Origin of the sequence: Kingella denitrificans ATCC 33394 (assembly GCF_000190695.1) — a bacterium.
In the GTDB taxonomy this organism is placed as follows: Bacteria; Pseudomonadota; Gammaproteobacteria; order Burkholderiales; family Neisseriaceae; genus Kingella_A; species Kingella_A denitrificans.
The window spans coordinates 250,079-268,482 of the sequence record NZ_GL870929.1 but is presented as its reverse complement, the minus strand read 5'-3'; the positions used below and the strand labels follow the sequence as shown (position 1 = coordinate 268,482).

20 protein-coding genes are annotated in these 18,404 nt (G+C 53.6%); 11 read left to right on the top strand and 9 right to left on the bottom strand.

The features are described from left to right. Positions 1-79 precede the first annotated feature (79 nt). Entirely contained in the window at positions 80-943 is an 864-nt protein-coding gene (rfbD, locus tag HMPREF9098_RS01295) for a dTDP-4-dehydrorhamnose reductase (protein WP_040564151.1), read from the bottom strand. A 282-nt stretch (positions 944-1,225) separates the two neighbouring features. On the opposite strand from rfbD, the gene HMPREF9098_RS01290 reads away from it, so the two are divergent. The 8 genes from HMPREF9098_RS01290 (at position 1,226) to HMPREF9098_RS01255 (ending at position 7,089) form a co-directional block, all read left to right on the top strand. After that, entirely contained in the window at positions 1,226-1,726 is a 501-nt protein-coding gene (locus tag HMPREF9098_RS01290; RefSeq protein ID WP_003781194.1) for a hypothetical protein, read from the top strand. Between the two features lie 60 nt (positions 1,727-1,786). Next, on the top strand, positions 1,787-2,461 hold the full coding sequence (locus HMPREF9098_RS01285; protein ID WP_003781192.1) for a PspA/IM30 family protein: 675 nt from the start codon (positions 1,787-1,789) through the stop codon (positions 2,459-2,461). Positions 2,462-2,507: 46 nt separating this feature from the next. Then, positions 2,508-2,990, top strand: a complete 483-nt coding sequence (locus tag HMPREF9098_RS01280; RefSeq protein ID WP_003781191.1) for a PM1805 family lipoprotein — start codon at positions 2,508-2,510, stop codon at positions 2,988-2,990. 146 nt (positions 2,991-3,136) lie between these two features. Further along, entirely contained in the window at positions 3,137-3,526 is a 390-nt protein-coding gene (locus HMPREF9098_RS01275; protein ID WP_257004550.1) for a PM1805 family lipoprotein, read from the top strand. Positions 3,527-3,598: 72 nt separating this feature from the next. Further along, complete coding sequence (locus tag HMPREF9098_RS01270) at positions 3,599-3,898, top strand: hypothetical protein (RefSeq protein WP_003781189.1); 300 nt, start codon at positions 3,599-3,601, stop codon at positions 3,896-3,898. Between the two features lie 56 nt (positions 3,899-3,954). Beyond that, positions 3,955-4,461: a tetratricopeptide repeat protein gene (locus HMPREF9098_RS01265; protein ID WP_003781188.1), complete on the top strand. Its 507-nt coding sequence runs from the start codon at positions 3,955-3,957 to the stop codon at positions 4,459-4,461. 59 nt (positions 4,462-4,520) lie between these two features. After that, a complete protein-coding gene (locus HMPREF9098_RS01260) occupies positions 4,521-5,204 on the top strand; it encodes an OB-fold-containig protein (RefSeq protein WP_003781187.1) in 684 nt (227 codons plus the stop codon). 151 nt (positions 5,205-5,355) lie between these two features. Then, positions 5,356-7,089, top strand: a complete 1,734-nt coding sequence (locus HMPREF9098_RS01255) for a flotillin family protein (RefSeq protein ID WP_003781186.1) — start codon at positions 5,356-5,358, stop codon at positions 7,087-7,089. Positions 7,090-7,303: 214 nt separating this feature from the next. Here HMPREF9098_RS01255 and HMPREF9098_RS01250 read toward each other — a convergent pair whose 3' ends face one another. From HMPREF9098_RS01250 to ilvB, 6 genes are all read right to left on the bottom strand, one after another. Further along, the gene (locus tag HMPREF9098_RS01250) at positions 7,304-7,870 is read right to left on the bottom strand and encodes a 50S ribosomal protein L25/general stress protein Ctc (protein WP_040564150.1); all 567 of its coding nucleotides are present in this window, start codon (positions 7,868-7,870) and stop codon (positions 7,304-7,306) included. A gap of 120 nt (positions 7,871-7,990) precedes the next feature. Then, on the bottom strand, positions 7,991-8,974 hold the full coding sequence (locus HMPREF9098_RS01245) for a ribose-phosphate pyrophosphokinase (RefSeq protein ID WP_198489565.1): 984 nt from the start codon (positions 8,972-8,974) through the stop codon (positions 7,991-7,993). Positions 8,975-9,175: 201 nt separating this feature from the next. Then, the gene (locus tag HMPREF9098_RS01240) at positions 9,176-10,036 is read right to left on the bottom strand and encodes a phosphoribosylaminoimidazolesuccinocarboxamide synthase (RefSeq protein WP_040564564.1); all 861 of its coding nucleotides are present in this window, start codon (positions 10,034-10,036) and stop codon (positions 9,176-9,178) included. 111 nt (positions 10,037-10,147) lie between these two features. After that, positions 10,148-12,118 carry a transglutaminase TgpA family protein gene (locus tag HMPREF9098_RS01235; RefSeq protein ID WP_050781260.1) on the bottom strand — a complete coding sequence of 657 codons (1,971 nt, stop codon included), beginning with the start codon at positions 12,116-12,118 and terminating at the stop codon, positions 10,148-10,150. Between the two features lie 228 nt (positions 12,119-12,346). Beyond that, entirely contained in the window at positions 12,347-12,838 is a 492-nt protein-coding gene (gene ilvN / locus HMPREF9098_RS01230; RefSeq protein ID WP_003781178.1) for an acetolactate synthase small subunit, read from the bottom strand. After that, positions 12,835-14,619 carry a biosynthetic-type acetolactate synthase large subunit gene (ilvB, locus tag HMPREF9098_RS01225; RefSeq protein WP_003781177.1) on the bottom strand — a complete coding sequence of 595 codons (1,785 nt, stop codon included), beginning with the start codon at positions 14,617-14,619 and terminating at the stop codon, positions 12,835-12,837. The genes ilvN and ilvB overlap by 4 nt, the downstream gene beginning before the upstream one ends. A gap of 474 nt (positions 14,620-15,093) precedes the next feature. Between ilvB and HMPREF9098_RS11115 the strand changes: the two genes are divergently transcribed. Next, a complete protein-coding gene (locus tag HMPREF9098_RS11115; RefSeq protein ID WP_003781174.1) occupies positions 15,094-15,573 on the top strand; it encodes a type IV pilin protein in 480 nt (159 codons plus the stop codon). Here HMPREF9098_RS11115 and ruvX read toward each other — a convergent pair. Both ruvX and HMPREF9098_RS01210 read right to left on the bottom strand, forming a co-directional pair. Then, on the bottom strand, positions 15,570-16,049 hold the full coding sequence (ruvX, locus tag HMPREF9098_RS01215) for a Holliday junction resolvase RuvX (RefSeq protein WP_003781173.1): 480 nt from the start codon (positions 16,047-16,049) through the stop codon (positions 15,570-15,572). The genes HMPREF9098_RS11115 and ruvX overlap by 4 nt on opposite strands. Beyond that, on the bottom strand, positions 16,042-16,593 hold the full coding sequence (locus tag HMPREF9098_RS01210) for a YqgE/AlgH family protein (protein ID WP_003781172.1): 552 nt from the start codon (positions 16,591-16,593) through the stop codon (positions 16,042-16,044). Before HMPREF9098_RS01210 ends, ruvX begins: the two co-directional genes overlap by 8 nt. A 207-nt stretch (positions 16,594-16,800) precedes the next feature. Between HMPREF9098_RS01210 and HMPREF9098_RS11280 the strand changes: the two genes are divergently transcribed. Continuing rightward, positions 16,801-17,685: a flavin prenyltransferase UbiX gene (locus HMPREF9098_RS11280; protein WP_003781171.1), complete on the top strand. Its 885-nt coding sequence runs from the start codon at positions 16,801-16,803 to the stop codon at positions 17,683-17,685. Positions 17,686-17,867: 182 nt separating this feature from the next. Beyond that, positions 17,868-18,344: a copper chaperone PCu(A)C gene (locus HMPREF9098_RS01200; protein ID WP_003781170.1), complete on the top strand. Its 477-nt coding sequence runs from the start codon at positions 17,868-17,870 to the stop codon at positions 18,342-18,344. Positions 18,345-18,404 lie beyond the last annotated feature (60 nt).

Sequence of the window (18,404 nt, the reverse complement as noted above, 5' to 3'; positions counted from 1 at the left end):
GCAGCCTGCACTTTGCAGTTTTCACAAGTGCAGGCTGCTTTCTACCCAAAGCGGATAGCCGAGCCGGCCGCAGTCAAGGTTAAATCTGCCGCGCCAATTCGGGCACGATGCGTTTCAGCGCGCTTTGCCAATCGGAGGCTTCATAGCCCAGCGCGCGGATTTTTTCGCACGACAAAACCGAATACGGCGGACGCGGCGTGCGTTCTGCATTTTCAGCGGCCGGCACTTCGCGCACGGCCACATGGCCGCCGTCCGGCAGGGCACGGACCACCGCCTGTGCAAATTCCAAGCGGTTCACGGCTTTGTCGCCGCAGTAATGGTAAATGCCGCGCGGTGCTTGGCGGCATTGCGCCAAATCCACCATAATACGCGCTAAATCGCCGGCATAAGTCGGACAGCCGATTTTGTCGGACAGCGTTTTCACTTCGCCCGAAGCAGCCTGCAACAGCACGCGCTTCACAAAATTGTTGCAGTGGTTGTCGAATTCGGAAAACACCCACGAAGAACGCACGATAATGCTGTCCGGATTGGCCGACAGTGCCAGCAGTTCGCCCGCCAGTTTGGATTTGGCATAGGTCGAAAGCGGGTTGGCATAATCGTTTTCGGTGTACGGCATGCGCTTTTGCCCGTCAAACACATAATCGCTGGAAATGTGGATGAAGCGGATGCCTGCGCGCGCAGCCGTTTCCGCCAAAATCCGCGGGCCTTCCGCATTCACGGCAAACACTTGTTCTTTATGGCATTCCGCCGCTTCCAAATTGGTGTAGCCCGCCGCGTTAATAATTACATCCGGCTCGAAATTCTGCACCATATTGTTCACGGCCGCCGCACTGGTGATGTCCAGTGTGTTGGAATCGGCGGCAATCATTTCCCAATGCTCGGACTTTTGCTGCTTGATACAGCGGCCAACCTGCCCGTTCGCACCTGTCAATAAAATCCGCATAATGTACTCTCTGTGTCTGTCGGCATTGCCCGTATCCGCAAAACGGCGGTATGGGCAATCGCCATAAAAAGAGGCCAATTATAGCAGCGCCGCCCTGTTTTGCGTGGGAAATTTGCAGCCTGCACAACGGGTTTTGCCGACGATGCATACAGAGCGTCATCATTTGTATGCAAATTTAAAACAGATAAAACAATTAATTAAAGATTTATTGCATTTAAAATATTGCGCATTGAATTCGTTTTATGTATATTTGCATACAAATAATTTCAAAGGTAACTCAATATGTCTGCAAACCGTATTCCTTTAAGCGTGCGTATCGACCAAGAAGAAGCGGATTTCATTGCGCAACTGTCCATTGAAGGGGCGAGCACGCCGTCCGAAAAAATCCGCGAATTGCTCAAACAGGCGCGGATGTCGCATGAAACCGTGCGCGATTATTCGTTTGCGCTGGACGAAATGGAGCGTTTGATTCAGCCGGCCAAACACCGCGTCCTCCATGCGGAAAAAGAGTTGGGCGTGCATTCCGCCATTCTCACGCGGTTGTTCGAACTGCTGCCCGACATGATGGCGACGCTGGCCACCGATTTGCCCGAATCGCCCGATATCCAGCAGCTACGCGAATATGAAGAAAAAAATCTGTGGCGGATTGTGCGGCTGATGGATGCCGTGCTGCAACTGGCGATTGTGGGCAAAGGCGCGGCATACGACGACGGCGTTTTGCAGCATTTGGACAACACGCTGAAACTGGCCGCGATTGTGCAGCAGGCACGGCAGCCCGAATAACGCATTGGAAAGTGCAGGCTGCTTTTTCATTTCAATATTCAACCCATTAAGGAGCAAATTATGAGCGAATCTTTGGCACGGCGCGTGGCGCGTTTGGTCAGCGGCGGCTTTCACGCCATGTTGGACAAAGCGGAAGACTGCATGCCCGAAGCAGTGATGCAAGAAAACATCCGCGAATTGGAGCGCACGATTGACGAAGTGCGCACAGAATTGGGCAAAGTGCTGGCGCAAAAACATTTGGCGACCAAAAAACTGGCCGATGAAAACAACCGCCACGAACAACTGGCCGACCAGATTGCCACCGCTTTGGACGCGGGACGCGAAGACTTGGCGAAAGCCGGCATTGCCGAGCAACTGGACATTGAAGCACGGCTGCCCGTGTTGGAGCAAAGCCTGGCCGATTGCAGCAGCCAAGAGCGCGAACTGGATGCGTTTGTGGCGGCGCTGTTGGCGAAAAAACGCGAAATGCAGGCTGCTTTGGACGACTGGAAACGCGCACAAGCCAGCATTGGCGGTGCAACTTCGGGTAGTGGCGCGGACAGCAACAAAATGGCACAACTGGAACGCGCAGCAGAACAAAACGGCGTACAATTCAACCGTGTTTTGCAGCGTCAAGGTGGCATCGGCATTGCTTCACCCGATGCGGCACAGGCCGCGGCATTGCAGGAATTGTCCGACCTGGGGCGCGAAGCACAGATTGCAGCGCGTTTGGCGGCTTTGAAAGCCAAGCCTTGAAAGCAGCCTGCACTTTTCAAACAATTGTTTATTTGGAGAAATATTTATGAAAAATATCCGTCAATGGTTCCGCAACGCAGTATTGGTACTGGCCGGCGTTATGCTGCTGGCTGCCTGCGGCAATTCCGCCAAAGCCGATTTGCAGGCCATCGCCAAAGTGATGGTCGACACAGGTTACAGCCCGCAAAAAAACCAGGAATACCAACTGCGTTTGCAACAAGCCAAATCCGAAGCCGAAAGCAAGGCGATTGTGGGCGAAATGCTGCAATACTTTGAAAAAGTGCCCGCCGGTTTGAACGCGCTGTCGATGAAAACCGATGAAGGCCGCGGTATCCGCGACGATTTGTCGCAAGGCATGGATAAAGTCATCCGCGCCACCAAGCAGGCACTGACCCTGTCGCCGAAAGACACCGCCGCCATGATGGAAGCGCAAAAACTGGCGCTGGAAGGACAACAGCAGCTTTTGCAAGGGCAGAACAAATTCATGGTCGCCGCAGGGCGCGAAGGCATCAAGCTGAACAATAAATAACGGCAAAAAGCAGTCTGCACCTTTTCAAACATTTGGTTATTGTGAGAAATATCATGAAAAATATCCGTCAATGGTTCCGTAATGCAGTATTGGTATTGGCCGGCGTTATGCTGCTGGCTGCCTGCGGCAATCCTGCCAAATCTGATTTGCAGGCCATCGCCAAAGTGTTGGTCGAAACAGGTTACACGTCCGAAAAAAATCAAGAGTATCAACAGCGATTGCGGCAGGCAAAAAGTGAAGCAGAAGTTAAGGCCACTTTGGGCGAGATGACGCAATATTTCGAAAAAGTACCGGCCGGTTTGAACGCGCTGTCGCTGAAAACCGACGAAGGCCGCAGCATCCGCGACGATTTTTCGCAAGGTATAGATAAACTCGTCCGTGGTGCCAAGCAAGCCATCGCGGCACCGGCCAAAGACAGTCAGGCTCAGGAGGCGGCAAGCCGATTAGCACTGGAAGGCCAGCAGCAGTTCCTGCAAGGACAAAATAAGTTTATAGCCGCCGCAAGGCGCGAAGGCATCAAGCTGGATAATAAATAACGGCAAAAAGCAGCCTGCACTGTTCATCCGCCGAATGTACCCATAAAAATCACACATTCAAGAGGATAACTCATGATGGACCGAAACAATTTGTCAACGCCCGAAAAATTCAGATACATCGCCATCTTGGCAGGCAGTTGGGTCAGTATCGTCCTATCGCACTTATGGGTGGCAAAGTCGCCCAAACCCATGACGCATACTTTGCAGTTTTGGGGCATAGCAATGATGTTTTGGACAGTGATGGCGGCCGTTTACTCTATCGTATTCCTGCTCAAAATCCTGCTGGTCGGAAGATACGATGCCTCCTGGAAAATCATTTTATTGCCCGCAATCGCATCATGGCTTGGCTTTGCGTTATTCGCCCATGCTTAATCCCCGCAACAAAAGCAGCCTGCACACCAAAATGCAGGCTGCTTCAAGGAAACGCAATGAAAACGGACGATTACAAATCCCCCGCCGAACGCTGGCAGCAATCCCAACAAAAATCATCCAACGCCGCGCTATATTGGCTGCTGGGCATCGGCGTAATCTTGCTGGGGCTGGCAGGCACGCTGGCAATGATGAAAGACGGCATTGATATCGACCTGCCGAATATCGCCGCTTTGGGCAAACGCGAACCCGAGCAGCCGAAAATCGACCCCACCCTGATGAAACAGGCGCAAGACGGCAACGCCGACGCACAATACGCCGTGGGGCGGATTCTGCACCGCAACGGCATCGAAGCCCAGGCTTTGGTGTGGTACGAACGCGCCGCACAGCAAGGCAACGCCAAAGCCATGAACAACGCGGCGGTGCTCTATGCCGAAGGCAAAACCGTGCCGCACGATTTGGAACGCGCCTGTGCCTATTTCGAAGCCGCCGCCAAAAAATTGCCCAGCCCCGAAGCAGAAGACAATGTGCGCATGTGTAAAGAAAATTTGGCCCGGCAATCATAAAGATAGGCATGAAAACCTTATTTTGACCGGCAACGGGCACCGGATAACAAGGACAAACTATGTGGCAAATCATCAACACCCCTGAAACACTGATTTTCGGCGTCGCGCTGGCCATGATGTTGCTGCTGGGCCTGGTGGAATGCGCCTTGTGGATGATAGGCGCGTCCAGCGACTGGCTCAACAGCTTCCTGCCCGACTCGCTGGGCGAACTGGGCGATGTACATTCGCCCGATGTGGCCATGGACTTGGATTCCGCAGGCACGTTTCTGCGCTTTTTAAGCTGGCTGTATTTGGGCAGGCTGCCCGTGCTGATATGGCTGGTGGTGTTCCTGTCGGTATTCGGTACGCTGGGCTACGGGGTGCAGGCTGCTTTGTACGGCATTTTGGGTTATGCGCTGCCCATGTGGCTCGCCGCCATCGGCGTTTGGCTGCTGTCGCTGCCCGTGGTACGCGTGCTGGCCGCCGGCTTATACCGCTGGCTGCCCAAAGACGAAACCAGCGCGCAACGTTCCGCCGATTTGGTCGGCCGCGTAGGCATTATCGTGCTGGGCAATGCCGACGCAGAGCACGCCGCGCAAGTCCGCGTGAAAGACGCATTCGGGCAAACGCATTATGTCATGGCATGCGCAGACGGTGGCGCAATACTGACGCAGGGCAGCCACGTCCTGCTGGTGGCAGAACGGCAAGGCCGCTTCCTGATGATTGCCAACTCCAACCCCCATTTGCAGGAAGACGAATCGTAACACCCCAAAAGCAGCCTGCACCCCATCGCGCCAATGCCGTTGATGCAGGCTGCTTCAGAATCACCACCATTCGCACAGCGCGAATCCGACTGACCCCGCCGCATTCAACGGCACTTGATTTTGTTCTATTTTTTCAACAGAAAGGAAAACCATGGGACTGGTTGAAATTTTAATCTTGGCAGGCATTGCACTCATCGCCCTGTTTGTCATCGGCCTGATTTTAACGCGCCTGTACCGCCGTGCCAGCAAAGAAGTATCGTTCGTGCGCACCGGCTGGGGCGGCGAAAAAGTGATTATGAACGGCGGTGCGCTGGTATTGCCCGTGCTGCATGAAATCATCCCCGTGAACATGAACACGCTGCGGCTGGAAGTGCGCCGCGAAGCCAACCAAGCCCTGATTACGCGCGACCGCATGCGCGTGGACGTGACGGCCGAATTTTATGTGCGCGTGAAACCCACTTCCGAAAGCATCGCCACCGCCGCGCAAACGCTGGGTATGAAAACCATGTCGCCCGCGCAGTTGAAAGAATTGGTGGAAGGCAAATTTGTGGACAGCCTGCGTGCCGTCGCCGCCGAAATGGCCATGGAAGAGCTGCATGAAAAACGGGTGGATTTCGTGCAAAAAGTGCAGCAAGTCGTATCCGAAGATTTGTATAAAAACGGCTTGGAGCTGGAAACCGTGTCGCTGACCGGCCTGGACCAAACGGCATTTGAATTCTTCAACCCGCAAAACGCCTTCGACGCGGAAGGCCTGACCCGTTTGACCGAAACCATTGAAGTGCGCCGCAAAAAACGCAATGACATCGAGCAGGACACCGATTTGGCCATCCGCAGCAAAAATCTGGAAACCGAGCGCAGCCGCCTGCAAATCCTGCGCGAGGAAGAATATGCGAAGCTGGACCAAGAGCGCGAAATCGCCCTGCGCCGTGCCGAACAAGAAGCCAGCATTGCCGAGCAGGAAGCCGCCAAAAAACGCGAAGCCGAAGAAGCCAAAATTGCCGCCGAACGCGAAGTGGATTTGAAACGCATTGCCGCCGAGCGCGACATTAAAAACGAAGACATCCGCAAAGCGCAGGCGGTGGAGCAGGCCGAAGTGGAACGCCGCAAAGCGATTGAATTGGCGGAACAAGACCGCGCGATTGCTGTGGCGGAAAAATCCCGTGCTGAATCCGAAGCCAAGGCCGAAGCTGACAAAGCGCGCGCCGCCGCCGTGCGCGAAGAAGAAAGCGTGATTACCGTGCGCGAAACCGAGCGCGCCGAACGTGCCAAAGCGGTGGAACTGATTGCCGCGCAGGAAGCCGCGCAAAAAGAAGCGATTGCGCTGACCGTGGCCGCCGAAGCCGAAAAACAAGCCGCCATCGACCGCGCCGAAGCCCTGCGTATTGCCGCAGAAGCCGAAGCCGCGCAAAGCCGTATGCACGCACAGGGTGAGGCGGATGCGAAAATCCTGCTGGCACAAGCGCAAGAGCAGCAATACCGCGTGGATGCCGAAGGTTCTCGCGCGGTGAACGAAGCCGCCAACGTATTGAGCGCGGAACAAATCGAAATGCAAATCCGCATGGCCCTGCTGCGCCACCTGCCCGAAATCATCCGCGAAAGCGTGCGCCCCATCGAGCAGATTGACGGCATTAAAATCCTGCACGTCGATGGTTTGAGCAGCGTGGGACAAAGCGCGCAAAGCAGCCTGCACACGGAACAAGGAGCCGCAGCGCAAGGTAATTTGGCCGACCAAATGGTGAACAGCGCATTGCGTTACCGCAGCCAAGCGCCGCTGGTGGACAACCTGCTCAAAGAAATCGGCCTGAACGGCGCGGACATCAACGGCCTGACGCAAGGCTTGGTGCAACCGGTGAAAGACAGCCATCCGAACAGTTCGGCAGATTAAACCGATAGCCCGATGGCATTTGTGCCAAAAGCAGCCTGCACTTTCTGAAAACGAAGTGCAGGCTGCTTTTCTATGACGGATTAGCATAAATACCGATGCGGCGCAAACAGATTGAAACGCCCTACCCTTGCCCATTTACCCATCGTTCAAATGCAAAAAAAGCAGCCTGCACCCGAAAACATCCGGTGCAGGCTGCTTTTATCGAACGCGCGGATTAACGTTTTTTACCGGTTACCGTAGCGACAGCCAAATTGCTGTTGCGTTTCAAAGCAATGCTTTGCACGCCTTCGGGATAAGTAATGTCGGACAGGTGCAGGATGTCGCCCGCCACCACTTTTTCGCAGTCCAGTTCCAATGCGGCAGGAATATTTTTCGGATTCACCAAAACATCCACCACAGTCATCAGCAAAGATACGCGGCCGCTTTGCAGTTTCACCGCGTGCGATTTTTCTGCATTTACAATGTGAACAGGCAGTTTCATGCGAACAGGTTGGTTCACATCAATCGCTTGGAAGTCGATGTGTGTTACTTGGCGTTTCACAGGGTGCATTTGATAATCACGCACAATCACGTCTTGCTCTTTGCCGTCAATGCTCAATTTCAGCACTTGCGTGAAGAACGCTTCTTTTTGCAGCGCGAAATACATTTCTTTGTGGTCAACGGCAATCGCTTTGCTTTCGCCCAAGCCGTACACTACGGCAGGCACTTTGTTTTCATTGCGCAGGCGGCGGCTCGCACCAGTACCTTGTGCAGAACGGAGAGTTGCTTGAATAACAGTCATGTTCATTCCTTGATGTTAAAGTTAAAAATATGCCGCTGCCGAGCTGCGACCAACTCTGCGGCAAAACGACAGGCCATCCGAACCGTAGTCAGACGGCCTGAAATTCACGAACCGCGTATTCTACAACAAAAATAACGCGTTGGGTTGGATTAAATCTTCGTTAAACAAGTAAGACACTGATTCTTCATTAGAAATACGTCTAATCGTTTCCGCCAGTAGACCGGCAATGGACACTTGGCGGATGCGCGGGCTGTTTTTGGCCGCATCCGACAGCGGAATCGTGTCGGTAATCACCACTTGGTCGATGTCCGATTCGTTTAGGCGCTCCACCGCGCCGCCTGAGAACACGGCGTGCGTGGCATAGGCCAAAACGCGCTCCGCACCGCGCTCTTTCAGTGCAGAAGCGGCTTTGCATAAGGTGTTGGCCGTGTCGATCATGTCGTCAATCAGTAGGCAGGTTTTGCCTTGCACGTCGCCGATGATGTTCATCACTTCGGCCACATTGGCTTTGGGGCGGCGTTTGTCGATAATCGCCAAATCCACGTTGAGCATTTTCGCCACGGCGCGCGCGCGCACCACGCCGCCGATGTCGGGGCTCACCACCATCAGGTTGTCGATGCGTTGCTGCATGATGTCGTGGGTCAGGATGGGCGTGGCGTAAATATTGTCCACGGGCACGTTGAAGAAGCCTTGGATTTGGTCAGCGTGCAAGTCCACCGTCAATACGCGGTCAATGCCTGCGGCTTCGAGCATATTGGCCACCAGTTTGGCGGAAATCGGTACGCGGGCGGAACGCGGACGGCGGTCTTGGCGCGCATAGCCGAAATAGGGAATGGCGGCGGTAATCCGTCCGGCGGAGGCGCGTTTCAGGGCATCGGCCATGGTGAGGATTTCCATCAGGTTGTCGTTGGTGGGCGCGCAAGTGGACTGGAGGATGAACACGTCGCGGCCGCGCACGTTTTCCAGTAATTCGATGGCAATTTCGCCGTCGGAGAATTTTTTCACCGATGCGTTGCCCAAATTGTTATCCAAATGCTTGGCAACACGATGCGCCATTTCAGGGTTGGCGTTACCTGTAAATACCATTAAGCTGTCGAAAGCCATTTCTTCACCTGCCGGATTGTGGGGTTTTTTGAAAGTGTTGAACATAGGTGCCCCTTTATATTGGAGGGTTAATCCTATTTGCGATGGCGGGATTATACGCGATTGTAATTTTGCGTTAAAGTGCCTGCGCGGATTTTACACGGTTTTGTGGCGAAAGCAGCCTGCACTTTGCCGATATGGAAGTGCAGGCTGCTTTTGCATTCAGCGCGTCAATACGTTTAAGGCTTCACGATATTTGGCCACGGTTTTGGCCAATACGTCTTCGGGCACTTTGGGGGCGGGCGGCTGCTTGTTCCAACCGCTCTGCTCCAGCCAGTCGCGCACGAACTGTTTGTCGAACGACGGCGGATTGGTGCCGACTTGGTAGCTCTCCACCGCCCAGAAGCGGCTGCTGTCGGGCGTGAGCACTTCGTCCATCAGGGTTAAAACGCCGTTTTCGTCCAGGCCGAATTCAAATTTGGTATCAGCAATGATAATGCCGCGCGTTTTGGCGTATGCCGCCGCTTCGGTATAAAGCTGTATCGCTTTGGCGCGGACTTCTTCGGCGCGTTCTTTGCCAATTATCTCGGCACAGCGTTCAAACGAAATATTTTCGTCGTGGTCGCCCACCTCGGCTTTGGTGGACGGCGTGAAAATTACTTCAGGCAGTTGCTCCGCCTCGCGCAGGCCGGCCGGCAGTTGGATGCTGCAGACCGTGCCGCTTTTTTGATATTCCTTCCAGCCGCTGCCGCTCAAATAGCCGCGCACCACCGCTTCGATTTTCACAGGCGTGAGCCGTTTCGCCACCACCGCGCGGCGGGCAACCGCTTGGGCTTCGGCTTCGGGCAGCACGTCGAACACGGTTTGCCCCGTAAAATGGTTGGGCATGATGTGCGCCAGTTTGCCGAACCAGAAATTGGAAATCTGCGTCAAGATTTCGCCTTTCCCGACAATGGGCTCGTCCAAAATCACATCAAATGCCGACAATCGGTCGGTGGCGACAATCAGCATGGTTTTGCTGTCGATTTCGTACAAATCGCGCACCTTGCCCGAATAGATTTTTTTGAGAGAAAGTGTATTCATCATCATGCTTCCATATAAAACAATCGGTTGAGTCGATAAAAAGCAGCCTGCGCAGCAGCCTTTTCAAGTGCAGGCTGCTTTTTGATGCCAAAAAACAGGCGGTGGATTTGTTTACTGCGGTTTTCGGCGGCTGTACTTGCGCGCCAGCCGCTTGGCTTTGGCGTACCATTGCAGCGCTTCTTGGCGGGAAACTTGCGCTTGGCGGTAATTCAGGCGGACGTATTCGCGAAGCAGCGCATCCACATCCGGCGATAATTGTCCGTTTTCTGACAAATATTGGCACAATTCAAACGGGGCAACAGACGGTAAATCAGTAAAGCCATCGCCCAGCAATGCGCTTTTGAGCAGCGAAAAGCCCTGCGCCATCGGCGACACGACGGCCTGCCGCTTCGATTTCCGCCACCAAAGCCACAAGGGAACGGCGGCCAGCGCACCGCCCAAAAGCAGCAGCGCCAAAACACTGGCAACGCGGACGCGCCCCAAACCCAGCCAACCGAACAGGTTTTGCTGCCGGTCGGTGTCGTAATTCACCACCCATTGCTGCCAGTAAAAACGGCCGCGGTCGGTGAGTTGGGTGAAAAAGCCGGTGTTCTGCACCAATTCGCCCACTTCGTCCGCCAATGCGCCGCCCACGCCGTTGTCAATCCGTGCGGCAGACACGGCGCCGGTCGGGTCGATGCGCTTCCAGACTTGGCGGTCAGCCAGCCAGACTTCCGCCCATGCGTGCGCATCTTTGCTGCGGATTTGCCAAAAATTGTCATCCGCATCGTATTCGCCGCCCTGATAGCCCACCACCACGCGTGCGGGTACGCCGGCCGCCCGCATCAGGGTGACGAACGCATCGGCATAGTGTTCGCAAAAACCCTGGCGGCTTTCAAACAAAAAGCGGTCGGTGGCGTTTTCCGTGCCCAACACGGGCGGCTTGAGCGTGTAGGTAAATTTTTGTTTTTGGAAATATTGATAAGCAGCCTGCACAAAGGCCAGCGTATCGCCGCCGCTTTGCTGGTACAGCTCTTTGGCCAATGTGTGTGTTTTCAGATTGGTATTTTGGGGCAGCAGCGTGTAAAACCGGATTTCCTGCGGCGTGAGTTGGTGTGGCAGCTCGTCGCTCAAAGACGAAGTGAGTGTGAAGCGGCGCACGCCCTGGCGGCTGAGCACGCGCACGGCATTGCCGCCCTGAATCACGAAACCGCGCAATTCTGGCATATTGGCATAATCCAACGCGGGAATCCGCCCTTTGTCGTCTTCCATCAGGACTTCGTAACGGACTTGTTTGTCCAATGCAGCCTGCGCATTATCGGGCGCATCGGGCAACACCTGCCATTCGTTGCCGTTATACAGCCCCAACACCATCACGCGCCAATACAAATCCTGCGGGCGCGGCATAACGCCGTTGGCAAATGTGGCCGTGAACACCGGCTGGTTGCTCAGCACCAATTCGCCGATGCTGCCAGGCTTCATGCGGTCGGACATACCCGTGGTGGCTTCGGCGGCATGTTGCGGCAAACCGCCGAACGGCGTACTGCTGCGCGGCATGGCGACAAATAGCACTACCATCGGCAGCAAGGTCAGGCCGAAAGCCGTCAGGCTGTGCCGCAATGCGTCTCGGCCGGCCACTTCGTTGCACAAGGCCAAGGTGCACGCCATCAAAATCAGGCAGAGCAGCGTCCACAGGCCGGTGAACAGGCCTTCGTCAAATAAAATGGCGCCGGTCAGCAAAAACATCATCACCACGACCATGATTTGCCAATCGCGGCGGGTGCGGCCTTCGTAGCTTTTTAGTAATGCCAGCAGCAACAGGAAAGACACGCCGCCCTGCAAGCCGAAAATCGTCCCGAGCTGCTGCATGACCAACAAAAACACGCCCAGCAGCAACACGCCGTTCTGCCACGTTTTCAGGCTGCGAACGCCTTTATACAGCAAAGCGATACGCAGCAGCATGAACGCGCCGAAAATCATGTTCACCCCCATCGGCAGCTGCCACAGCAACGGCAACGACACAGCCACCAAAGATGCCAGGGCAAACATCATGGTGGCGAAACGCGGGGGCTGGTTCAAAAATCTGGGGTGGGCAATCAACAAAACAACGGCCTGCAACACAACAATCAAATGCTAATGCGCTTGGATAAACCTTCGATATAGTGGATTAAAATTGCAATGATACGGTGTTGGCTCGCCTTGACGTACTACCTGTACACCTTGCGGCTCGCCGCCTTGTCTCATTTTTATTTTAATCCACTATAAAATGTGCAGGCTGCTTTTTCCGGTGTTCAAAAGCAGCCTGCACATCAATCGGCAGGGAATTCAGGGTCAAATACGCAGGATCCGTTCACCGCGGCCAATACCTGCCGCGCCGGTGCGCACCGTTTCCAAAATCGTCCCTTTGGCGATATTTTCCAAAAAGCTATCCAGCTTGCCGGTGGTGCCGGTTACTTCGATGGTATAGCTTTTTTCATTCACATCAATGACCTGGCCGCGGTAAATCTCAGTCAAGCGCAACAACTCGTCGCGGTCTTTGCCCAAAGCGCGGACTTTGACCAACATCAGCTCCCGCTCGACATAGCGGCTTTCGCTCAAATCCACCACCTTCACCACTTCCACCAGCTTATTGAGCTGCTTGGTAATTTGCTCAATCACGTCCGACGAAGCATGAGTCACAATCGTCATGCGCGACAAAGTGGCGTCTTCGGTCGGCGCAACCGACAGGCTGTCGATATTGTAGCCGCGCGCCGAAAACAAGCCCACGACACGGCTCATGGCGCCGGATTCGTTTTCCATCAAAACAGACAAAATGCGTCTCATGGCACACTCCTTGTATCGTATTGGCGGTCTTTGACATTATTCACATCGGAATCGGCTTTGGTTTCGCGCATATGCATGGGCAAAACCATTTCGTCCAATCCCTTGCCGTTGCCCACCATCGGGAACACGTTTTGTTTTTTGTCGGTAACGAAATCCAAGAACACCAAACGGTCTTTCATCGCCAAGGCTTGGCGCAGCGCACCTTCCACTTCCGATTTCTTGGTGACGCGGATACCGACGTGCCCGTACGATTCGGCCAATTTCACAAAATCCGGCAGCGAATCGAAATAGGTTTCCGATTCACGGTTGCTGTAATACAGCTCCTGCCACTGGCGCACCATGCCCAAATAGCCATTGTTCAAGCAGATGATTTTCACCGGCAGCTTATACTGGAAGCAGGTGCTCAATTCCTGAATGTTCATCTGTATCGAGCCTTCGCCTGTGATACAGCAAACGTCTTTGCTCGGGTCGGCAAGATACGCGCCCATCGCATAAGGCAGGCCGACACCCATCGTGCCCAAACCGCCCGAATTGAGCCACTGGCGCGGCCGCTGGAACGGATAATACTGCGCGGCAAACATTTGGTGCTGTCCCACATCGGACGTGATAATTGCATCGTTATTGGTCAGTTCCGCCAGTTTTTGGATGACGTATTGCGGCAAAATCAGCTCGTCGTCTTCGGTTTCGGGCAGTTGCAGGCAGTTTTTGCTGCGCCAATATTCAATGTTTTTCCACCATTTCGACAACTGCTCAGCATTAAACGACAACTCTTGTTTCTGCCACACATTCAGCATTTCTTTTAAAACGTTTTTCACGTCGCCCACAATCGGCACGTCCACTTTCACGCGCTTGGCAATGCTGGACGGGTCGATATCGATATGGATGATTTTGCGCGGCTGTTCGGCAAATTTGGCGGGAACGGAAATCACGCGGTCGTCAAAACGCGCACCAACGGCGACAATCACATCGGCGTTGTGCATGGCCAGATTGGCTTCGTATGTGCCGTGCATGCCGAGCATGCCCAAATACTGCTGCCGGCCGGCCGGGAACGCGCCCAAGCCCATCAGCGTGCTGGTGCAGGGAATGTTCAGCGTTTTCACAAATTCAATCAGTTCTTCGGACGCATTGCCCAGCGTTACGCCGCCGCCGAAATACACCAAAGGACGTTTCGCCGCCGCCAGCATTTGCACGGCTTTTTTGATTTGCCCCACATGGCCGTTCACCACAGGCTGGTAAGAGCGGATGAAAACGTCTTCCTGCGGGTAGCTGAATTTGGCATTGGTTTGTGTCACATCTTTAGCAATATCGACCACCACGGGGCCCGGGCGGCCTGTGCGTGCGATTTGGAAGGCTTTTTTGATGGTCGGCGCCAAATCTTCCACTTTGGTAACCAAAAAATTGTGCTTCACGCACGGACGGGAAATACCCACCATATCAATTTCTTGGAACGCGTCGCTGCCAATCATCGGCGAGCCGACCTGTCCGGAAATCACCACCAGCGGAATCGAATCGCTATATGCCGTGGCAATGCCGGTAATCGCATTGGTTGCACCGGGGCCGGAAGTGACCAGCGCCACGCCGACTTTGCCGCTGACGCGGGCATACGCATCGGCCGCATGGACGGCAGCCTGCTCGTGGCGGGCCAAAATATGTTCGAATTTATGAAGTTGGTAAATGGCGTCGTAGATTTCCAATACTGCGCCGCCGGGATAACCGAAAACGTATTCCACGTTTTCCGCTTTAAGACTGTGCACGAGAATTTGTGCGCCTGAAATTTGCATGACAACCTCTTTTCGTGAGCGCGAAAAACGAGATAAGACGGCCACTTTATCGATGCAATGGTTATGCTGCCAATGCAAGCGGCGATTTAGGGTACGCGCATTGCACGGACGTGATAACAATAAACCGTGTTAGGTCGAATTTGACGCTGGGTTTGTGTAAGGAAAAAGGAAATGAAAAGATAGCGCAAAAAGGCAGTGGCTGGCAAGTATTTTGTTAAATTTTGTGATGATTTGTTGATGTATGATGAATCGAGGGTGATTGGGGAGACGATCCGATAATAAAGTGCAGGCTGCTTTTGAAGGGGCAAAAAGCAGCCTGCACTTTGATTCATCGTTGATTAAAATGAGAATTCCAATGACAACTTTATTCGCCGCCCAGCCGCCAATCGCGTATAATTCGAGCTGCCCGCCCACGTTAGCATTAAAATTGCTTGCATGGGCAATATCACTAAATTTTGTACAGGCTCCACACAAATGAATCAATTTACCAAAAAAACGACTGCACGCGGTTTCACACTTATAGAACTAATGGTCAGCATTGCTCTTTTGGCCATTTTGGCGATTATCGCTTACCCGAGCTTTGCGACTTATGTGCAGAACACCCGCATTGAAAACGCACGCGCCTCCATGCTGGATGCCATTCATTCGCTGGAACGCCAATACGCGCAAAAACCGCAGTTCAGCACCGCCAACATCAACGACATTACCAACGAATATTACGATTTGGAGTTCCACAACATTAACGACAGCAGCTACTATCTGACCGCAAAACCGAAATCCGGCGTTTTCAGCGACAGCGTATTGGCCAGCGTGCCGATGAATATTTACTACGACTCCATCACAGCCACTTTCTCCCGCTGCTCGGAAAGCGGCTTGAATACGGCCGTTCAAGAAGCGCAAACCAAGAAACCATCTACCACAAACAGCAACACCGGCTGCAGACCGTTAAGTTAAGCATTGGGGGAAGTGCAGGCTGCTTCGCGCCCGTTGAAATATTCCGCAGCGCCGTTATCAAAAAAATAATGCAAAATCGCCTGTGCCGCCACTTGGTCGAGCACGGGCTTTTGCTTTTTGCCGAACACGGCGGCTTCGCGCAGCAATTCTTCGGCATATACGGACGACAGGCGTTCGTCTACCCAATAAACGGGTTTGCCGAACCGCCCGTGCAGCCTGCGCCCGAATTGGCGCGCCAAACGGGTCATTTCGTGTTCCGTGCCGTCAATATGCGTGGGCAGCCCCACCACCAGGTATTCAGGCTGCCATTCTTTTATCAGTTGGGCGATTTTGGCAAATTTTTCATCGTTGCCCGCACCGGACACCGTACATATCGGATGGGCAATGTGCAGGCTGCTTTCGCCCTGTGCCACGCCAATGCGCACCTTGCCGAAATCAAACGCCAAGCAACACCCCTGCTTCGGTATTTCAAGCATTGCCGCCCTCCCCCATCAAATGCGCCGCATCCACGCCCAATTTGCCCAACGCGGCGTTATAGCGTTCCTCAATCGGCGTGTCGAACAAAATCCCCATGTCCGCAGGCGCCACCAGCCAAGCATTTTGCGCCAGTTCGCGTTCCAACTGCCCGGCCGACCACTGCGAACAGCCAATCGTCAAAATCGCCGCGTCAATCGCCTCATCCTTCGCCAAGCCGTCAATAATATCGCGCGATGTGGTCAATGCCAGCGAATCATTGATGTGCAGGCTGCTTTCCCATTCGCCCGTCGGCGTGTGCAGCACAAAACCGCGTTCCGGCTGGACAGGGCCGCCCATCATCACAAACTGCCCCTGCAATTTCTCCGGCGTCGGCTTACCGATGGCCGCAAACACAATTTCCATATTCACCGGCGAAGGCTTATTAACAATCAGCCCCAGCGCGCCCGATTCGCCATGTTCGCAAAGATACACCACGCTTTGATGGAAAACCGAATCGTTGTCCAGCGAAGGCATGGCAAGCAAAAAATGATGGCTTAAATTCATGGCTACTCATTTCCAAAATCAAACTTAACGTACCCAATATGGCGCATTTGCCGTATTTTACAAGACCGAAGCCAATATTAACGCACCATATCATTACACCGCAAAACAATAAACCGCCATATTAACATTGTGATATGATTCGGTAATGTGTTATTATCAGCCTTTAATATTCCAAATATTATTCCCAACCATTGACGAAAGCAAAATATGAAAAAAGAAATACAGGCCATTCGTTTGGCCAACTTCCGCCAGCTCATCAAAGAAGCGGGCAACATCAGCAAACTCGCCCATTTATGCGGCTATAAGAAACCGGTGTATTTTTATCAGATTAACGCGCAAAAAGAGAAACCGAACGGCCAAACCATGGGCATCGGTAATGCAATGGCGCGCAAATTGGAAGCCGGCATGAACAAACCCGAAGGCTGGTTGAGCCAAGAGCACCACAGCACACCGAAAACCAATTTTGCATCGGCATCCAATGAAAAAAGCGGCCTGCACACCATTACCCTGGCCTGGACGGGCGCATCGGGAATGCCTTACGGCATGCGCCTGCTGGAAGTGCTGCTGGGCATGGGGCACACCGTTTATTTGGTGTATTCGCAGGCTGCACAGGTTGTGGCGCAGCAGGAGTTAGATTTCGCCCTGCCCTCATCGCCGCAGGCTGCCCGCGAAACCTTGTGCCAAAAATTCCAGTGCAAACCGGAACAGCTGCACGTTTTCGGCAGCCAGGAATGGTTTGCACCCATCGCGTCGGGCAACGCCACGGCAGATGCGATGATTGTCTGCCCCGCCAGCATGGGCAGCATTGCCGCGATTGCGCACGGCACGGCAGACACCTTACTCGAACGCGCTGCCGATGTCGCCATTAAAGAGCGCCGCCCCTTAATTCTGGTGCCGCGCGAAGCACCGCTTTCCGCTTTGCATTTGGAAAATTTATTGAAACTGGCGCAACTGGGCTGCACCATTCTGCCGCCCGCCGCCGGTTTCTACAACAAACCGCAATCGGTGGACGATATGGTGGACTTTGTCGTCGCCCGCATTTTGGACCAACTGCGCCTGCCGCACCAACTCATGCCCCAATGGGGCGGATAAATGGAAGGGCTGTATGAATTGGTGGCTTTGCTGGTGCGCTTTATCACCTGGCTTTTGAGCCTATTGCCTACAAGCAAGCCCTAATTCTCTCGGACAGCTTGCAAGCAGCGCCGTTTGGTTTATAATCAAAACCGCAGGAAACTGCATTTTCTTTCTACTTTACCTATACAAAGGAAGTTATCATGAAAAAAACATTCGCAGTAATGGCAGCCGTTCTGATGTGTCAAGCCGCATTTGCAGAAGGTATCAAAGCTGGCGAGGCTTATGCTTACCCTACCCTGCCTAACATGACGCAAGGCGGTATTTTTGTGAGCTTGACCAACACTGATGCACAAGACAACAAATTGGTTGGTGCCTCCGTTAACAAAAACGTGGCGCAAACCACCGAGCTGCATACGCACGTGAATGAAAACGGCGTGATGAAAATGCGCGAAGTGCAAGGCGGTATTCCTTTGCCAGCTGGCCAAACCCAAGAGCTGAAACGCGGCGGTTACCATGTGATGGTATTCGGTTTGGCGAAACCATTGCGCGTGGGCGACAAATTCCCAGTAACCCTGAAATTCCAAAACGGCAAACCGCAAACCGTTACCGTTACCGTGCGTGAAATGTCCCATAATCACGGCGGTCACGACCACGGTGCGCAACCTCACCAACACTAATTTTAGTATGTAATATCAGTTGCCAAACAAAGTGCAGGCTGCTTTTGACACGTTCAAAGC

Bases quoted from the DNA above. Each gene is read 5' to 3' on its own strand.
- rfbD (WP_040564151.1), bottom strand. From the start codon at position 943: ATGCGGATTTTATTGACAGGTGCGAACGGGCAGGTTGGCCGCTGTATC.
- HMPREF9098_RS01290 (WP_003781194.1), top strand. From the start codon at position 1,226: ATGTCTGCAAACCGTATTCCTTTAAGCGTGCGTATCGACCAAGAAGAA.
- HMPREF9098_RS01285 (WP_003781192.1), top strand. From the start codon at position 1,787: ATGAGCGAATCTTTGGCACGGCGCGTGGCGCGTTTGGTCAGCGGCGGC.
- HMPREF9098_RS01280 (WP_003781191.1), top strand. From the start codon at position 2,508: ATGAAAAATATCCGTCAATGGTTCCGCAACGCAGTATTGGTACTGGCC.
- HMPREF9098_RS01270 (WP_003781189.1), top strand. From the start codon at position 3,599: ATGATGGACCGAAACAATTTGTCAACGCCCGAAAAATTCAGATACATC.
- HMPREF9098_RS01265 (WP_003781188.1), top strand. From the start codon at position 3,955: ATGAAAACGGACGATTACAAATCCCCCGCCGAACGCTGGCAGCAATCC.
- HMPREF9098_RS01260 (WP_003781187.1), top strand. From the start codon at position 4,521: ATGTGGCAAATCATCAACACCCCTGAAACACTGATTTTCGGCGTCGCG.
- HMPREF9098_RS01255 (WP_003781186.1), top strand. From the start codon at position 5,356: ATGGGACTGGTTGAAATTTTAATCTTGGCAGGCATTGCACTCATCGCC.
- HMPREF9098_RS01250 (WP_040564150.1), bottom strand. From the start codon at position 7,870: ATGACTGTTATTCAAGCAACTCTCCGTTCTGCACAAGGTACTGGTGCG.
- HMPREF9098_RS01245 (WP_198489565.1), bottom strand. From the start codon at position 8,974: ATGGCTTTCGACAGCTTAATGGTATTTACAGGTAACGCCAACCCTGAA.
- HMPREF9098_RS01240 (WP_040564564.1), bottom strand. From the start codon at position 10,036: ATGAATACACTTTCTCTCAAAAAAATCTATTCGGGCAAGGTGCGCGAT.
- ilvN (WP_003781178.1), bottom strand. From the start codon at position 12,838: ATGAGACGCATTTTGTCTGTTTTGATGGAAAACGAATCCGGCGCCATG.
- ilvB (WP_003781177.1), bottom strand. From the start codon at position 14,619: ATGCAAATTTCAGGCGCACAAATTCTCGTGCACAGTCTTAAAGCGGAA.
- HMPREF9098_RS11115 (WP_003781174.1), top strand. From the start codon at position 15,094: ATGAATCAATTTACCAAAAAAACGACTGCACGCGGTTTCACACTTATA.
- ruvX (WP_003781173.1), bottom strand. From the start codon at position 16,049: ATGCTTGAAATACCGAAGCAGGGGTGTTGCTTGGCGTTTGATTTCGGC.
- HMPREF9098_RS01210 (WP_003781172.1), bottom strand. From the start codon at position 16,593: ATGAATTTAAGCCATCATTTTTTGCTTGCCATGCCTTCGCTGGACAAC.
- HMPREF9098_RS11280 (WP_003781171.1), top strand. From the start codon at position 16,801: ATGAAAAAAGAAATACAGGCCATTCGTTTGGCCAACTTCCGCCAGCTC.
- HMPREF9098_RS01200 (WP_003781170.1), top strand. From the start codon at position 17,868: ATGAAAAAAACATTCGCAGTAATGGCAGCCGTTCTGATGTGTCAAGCC.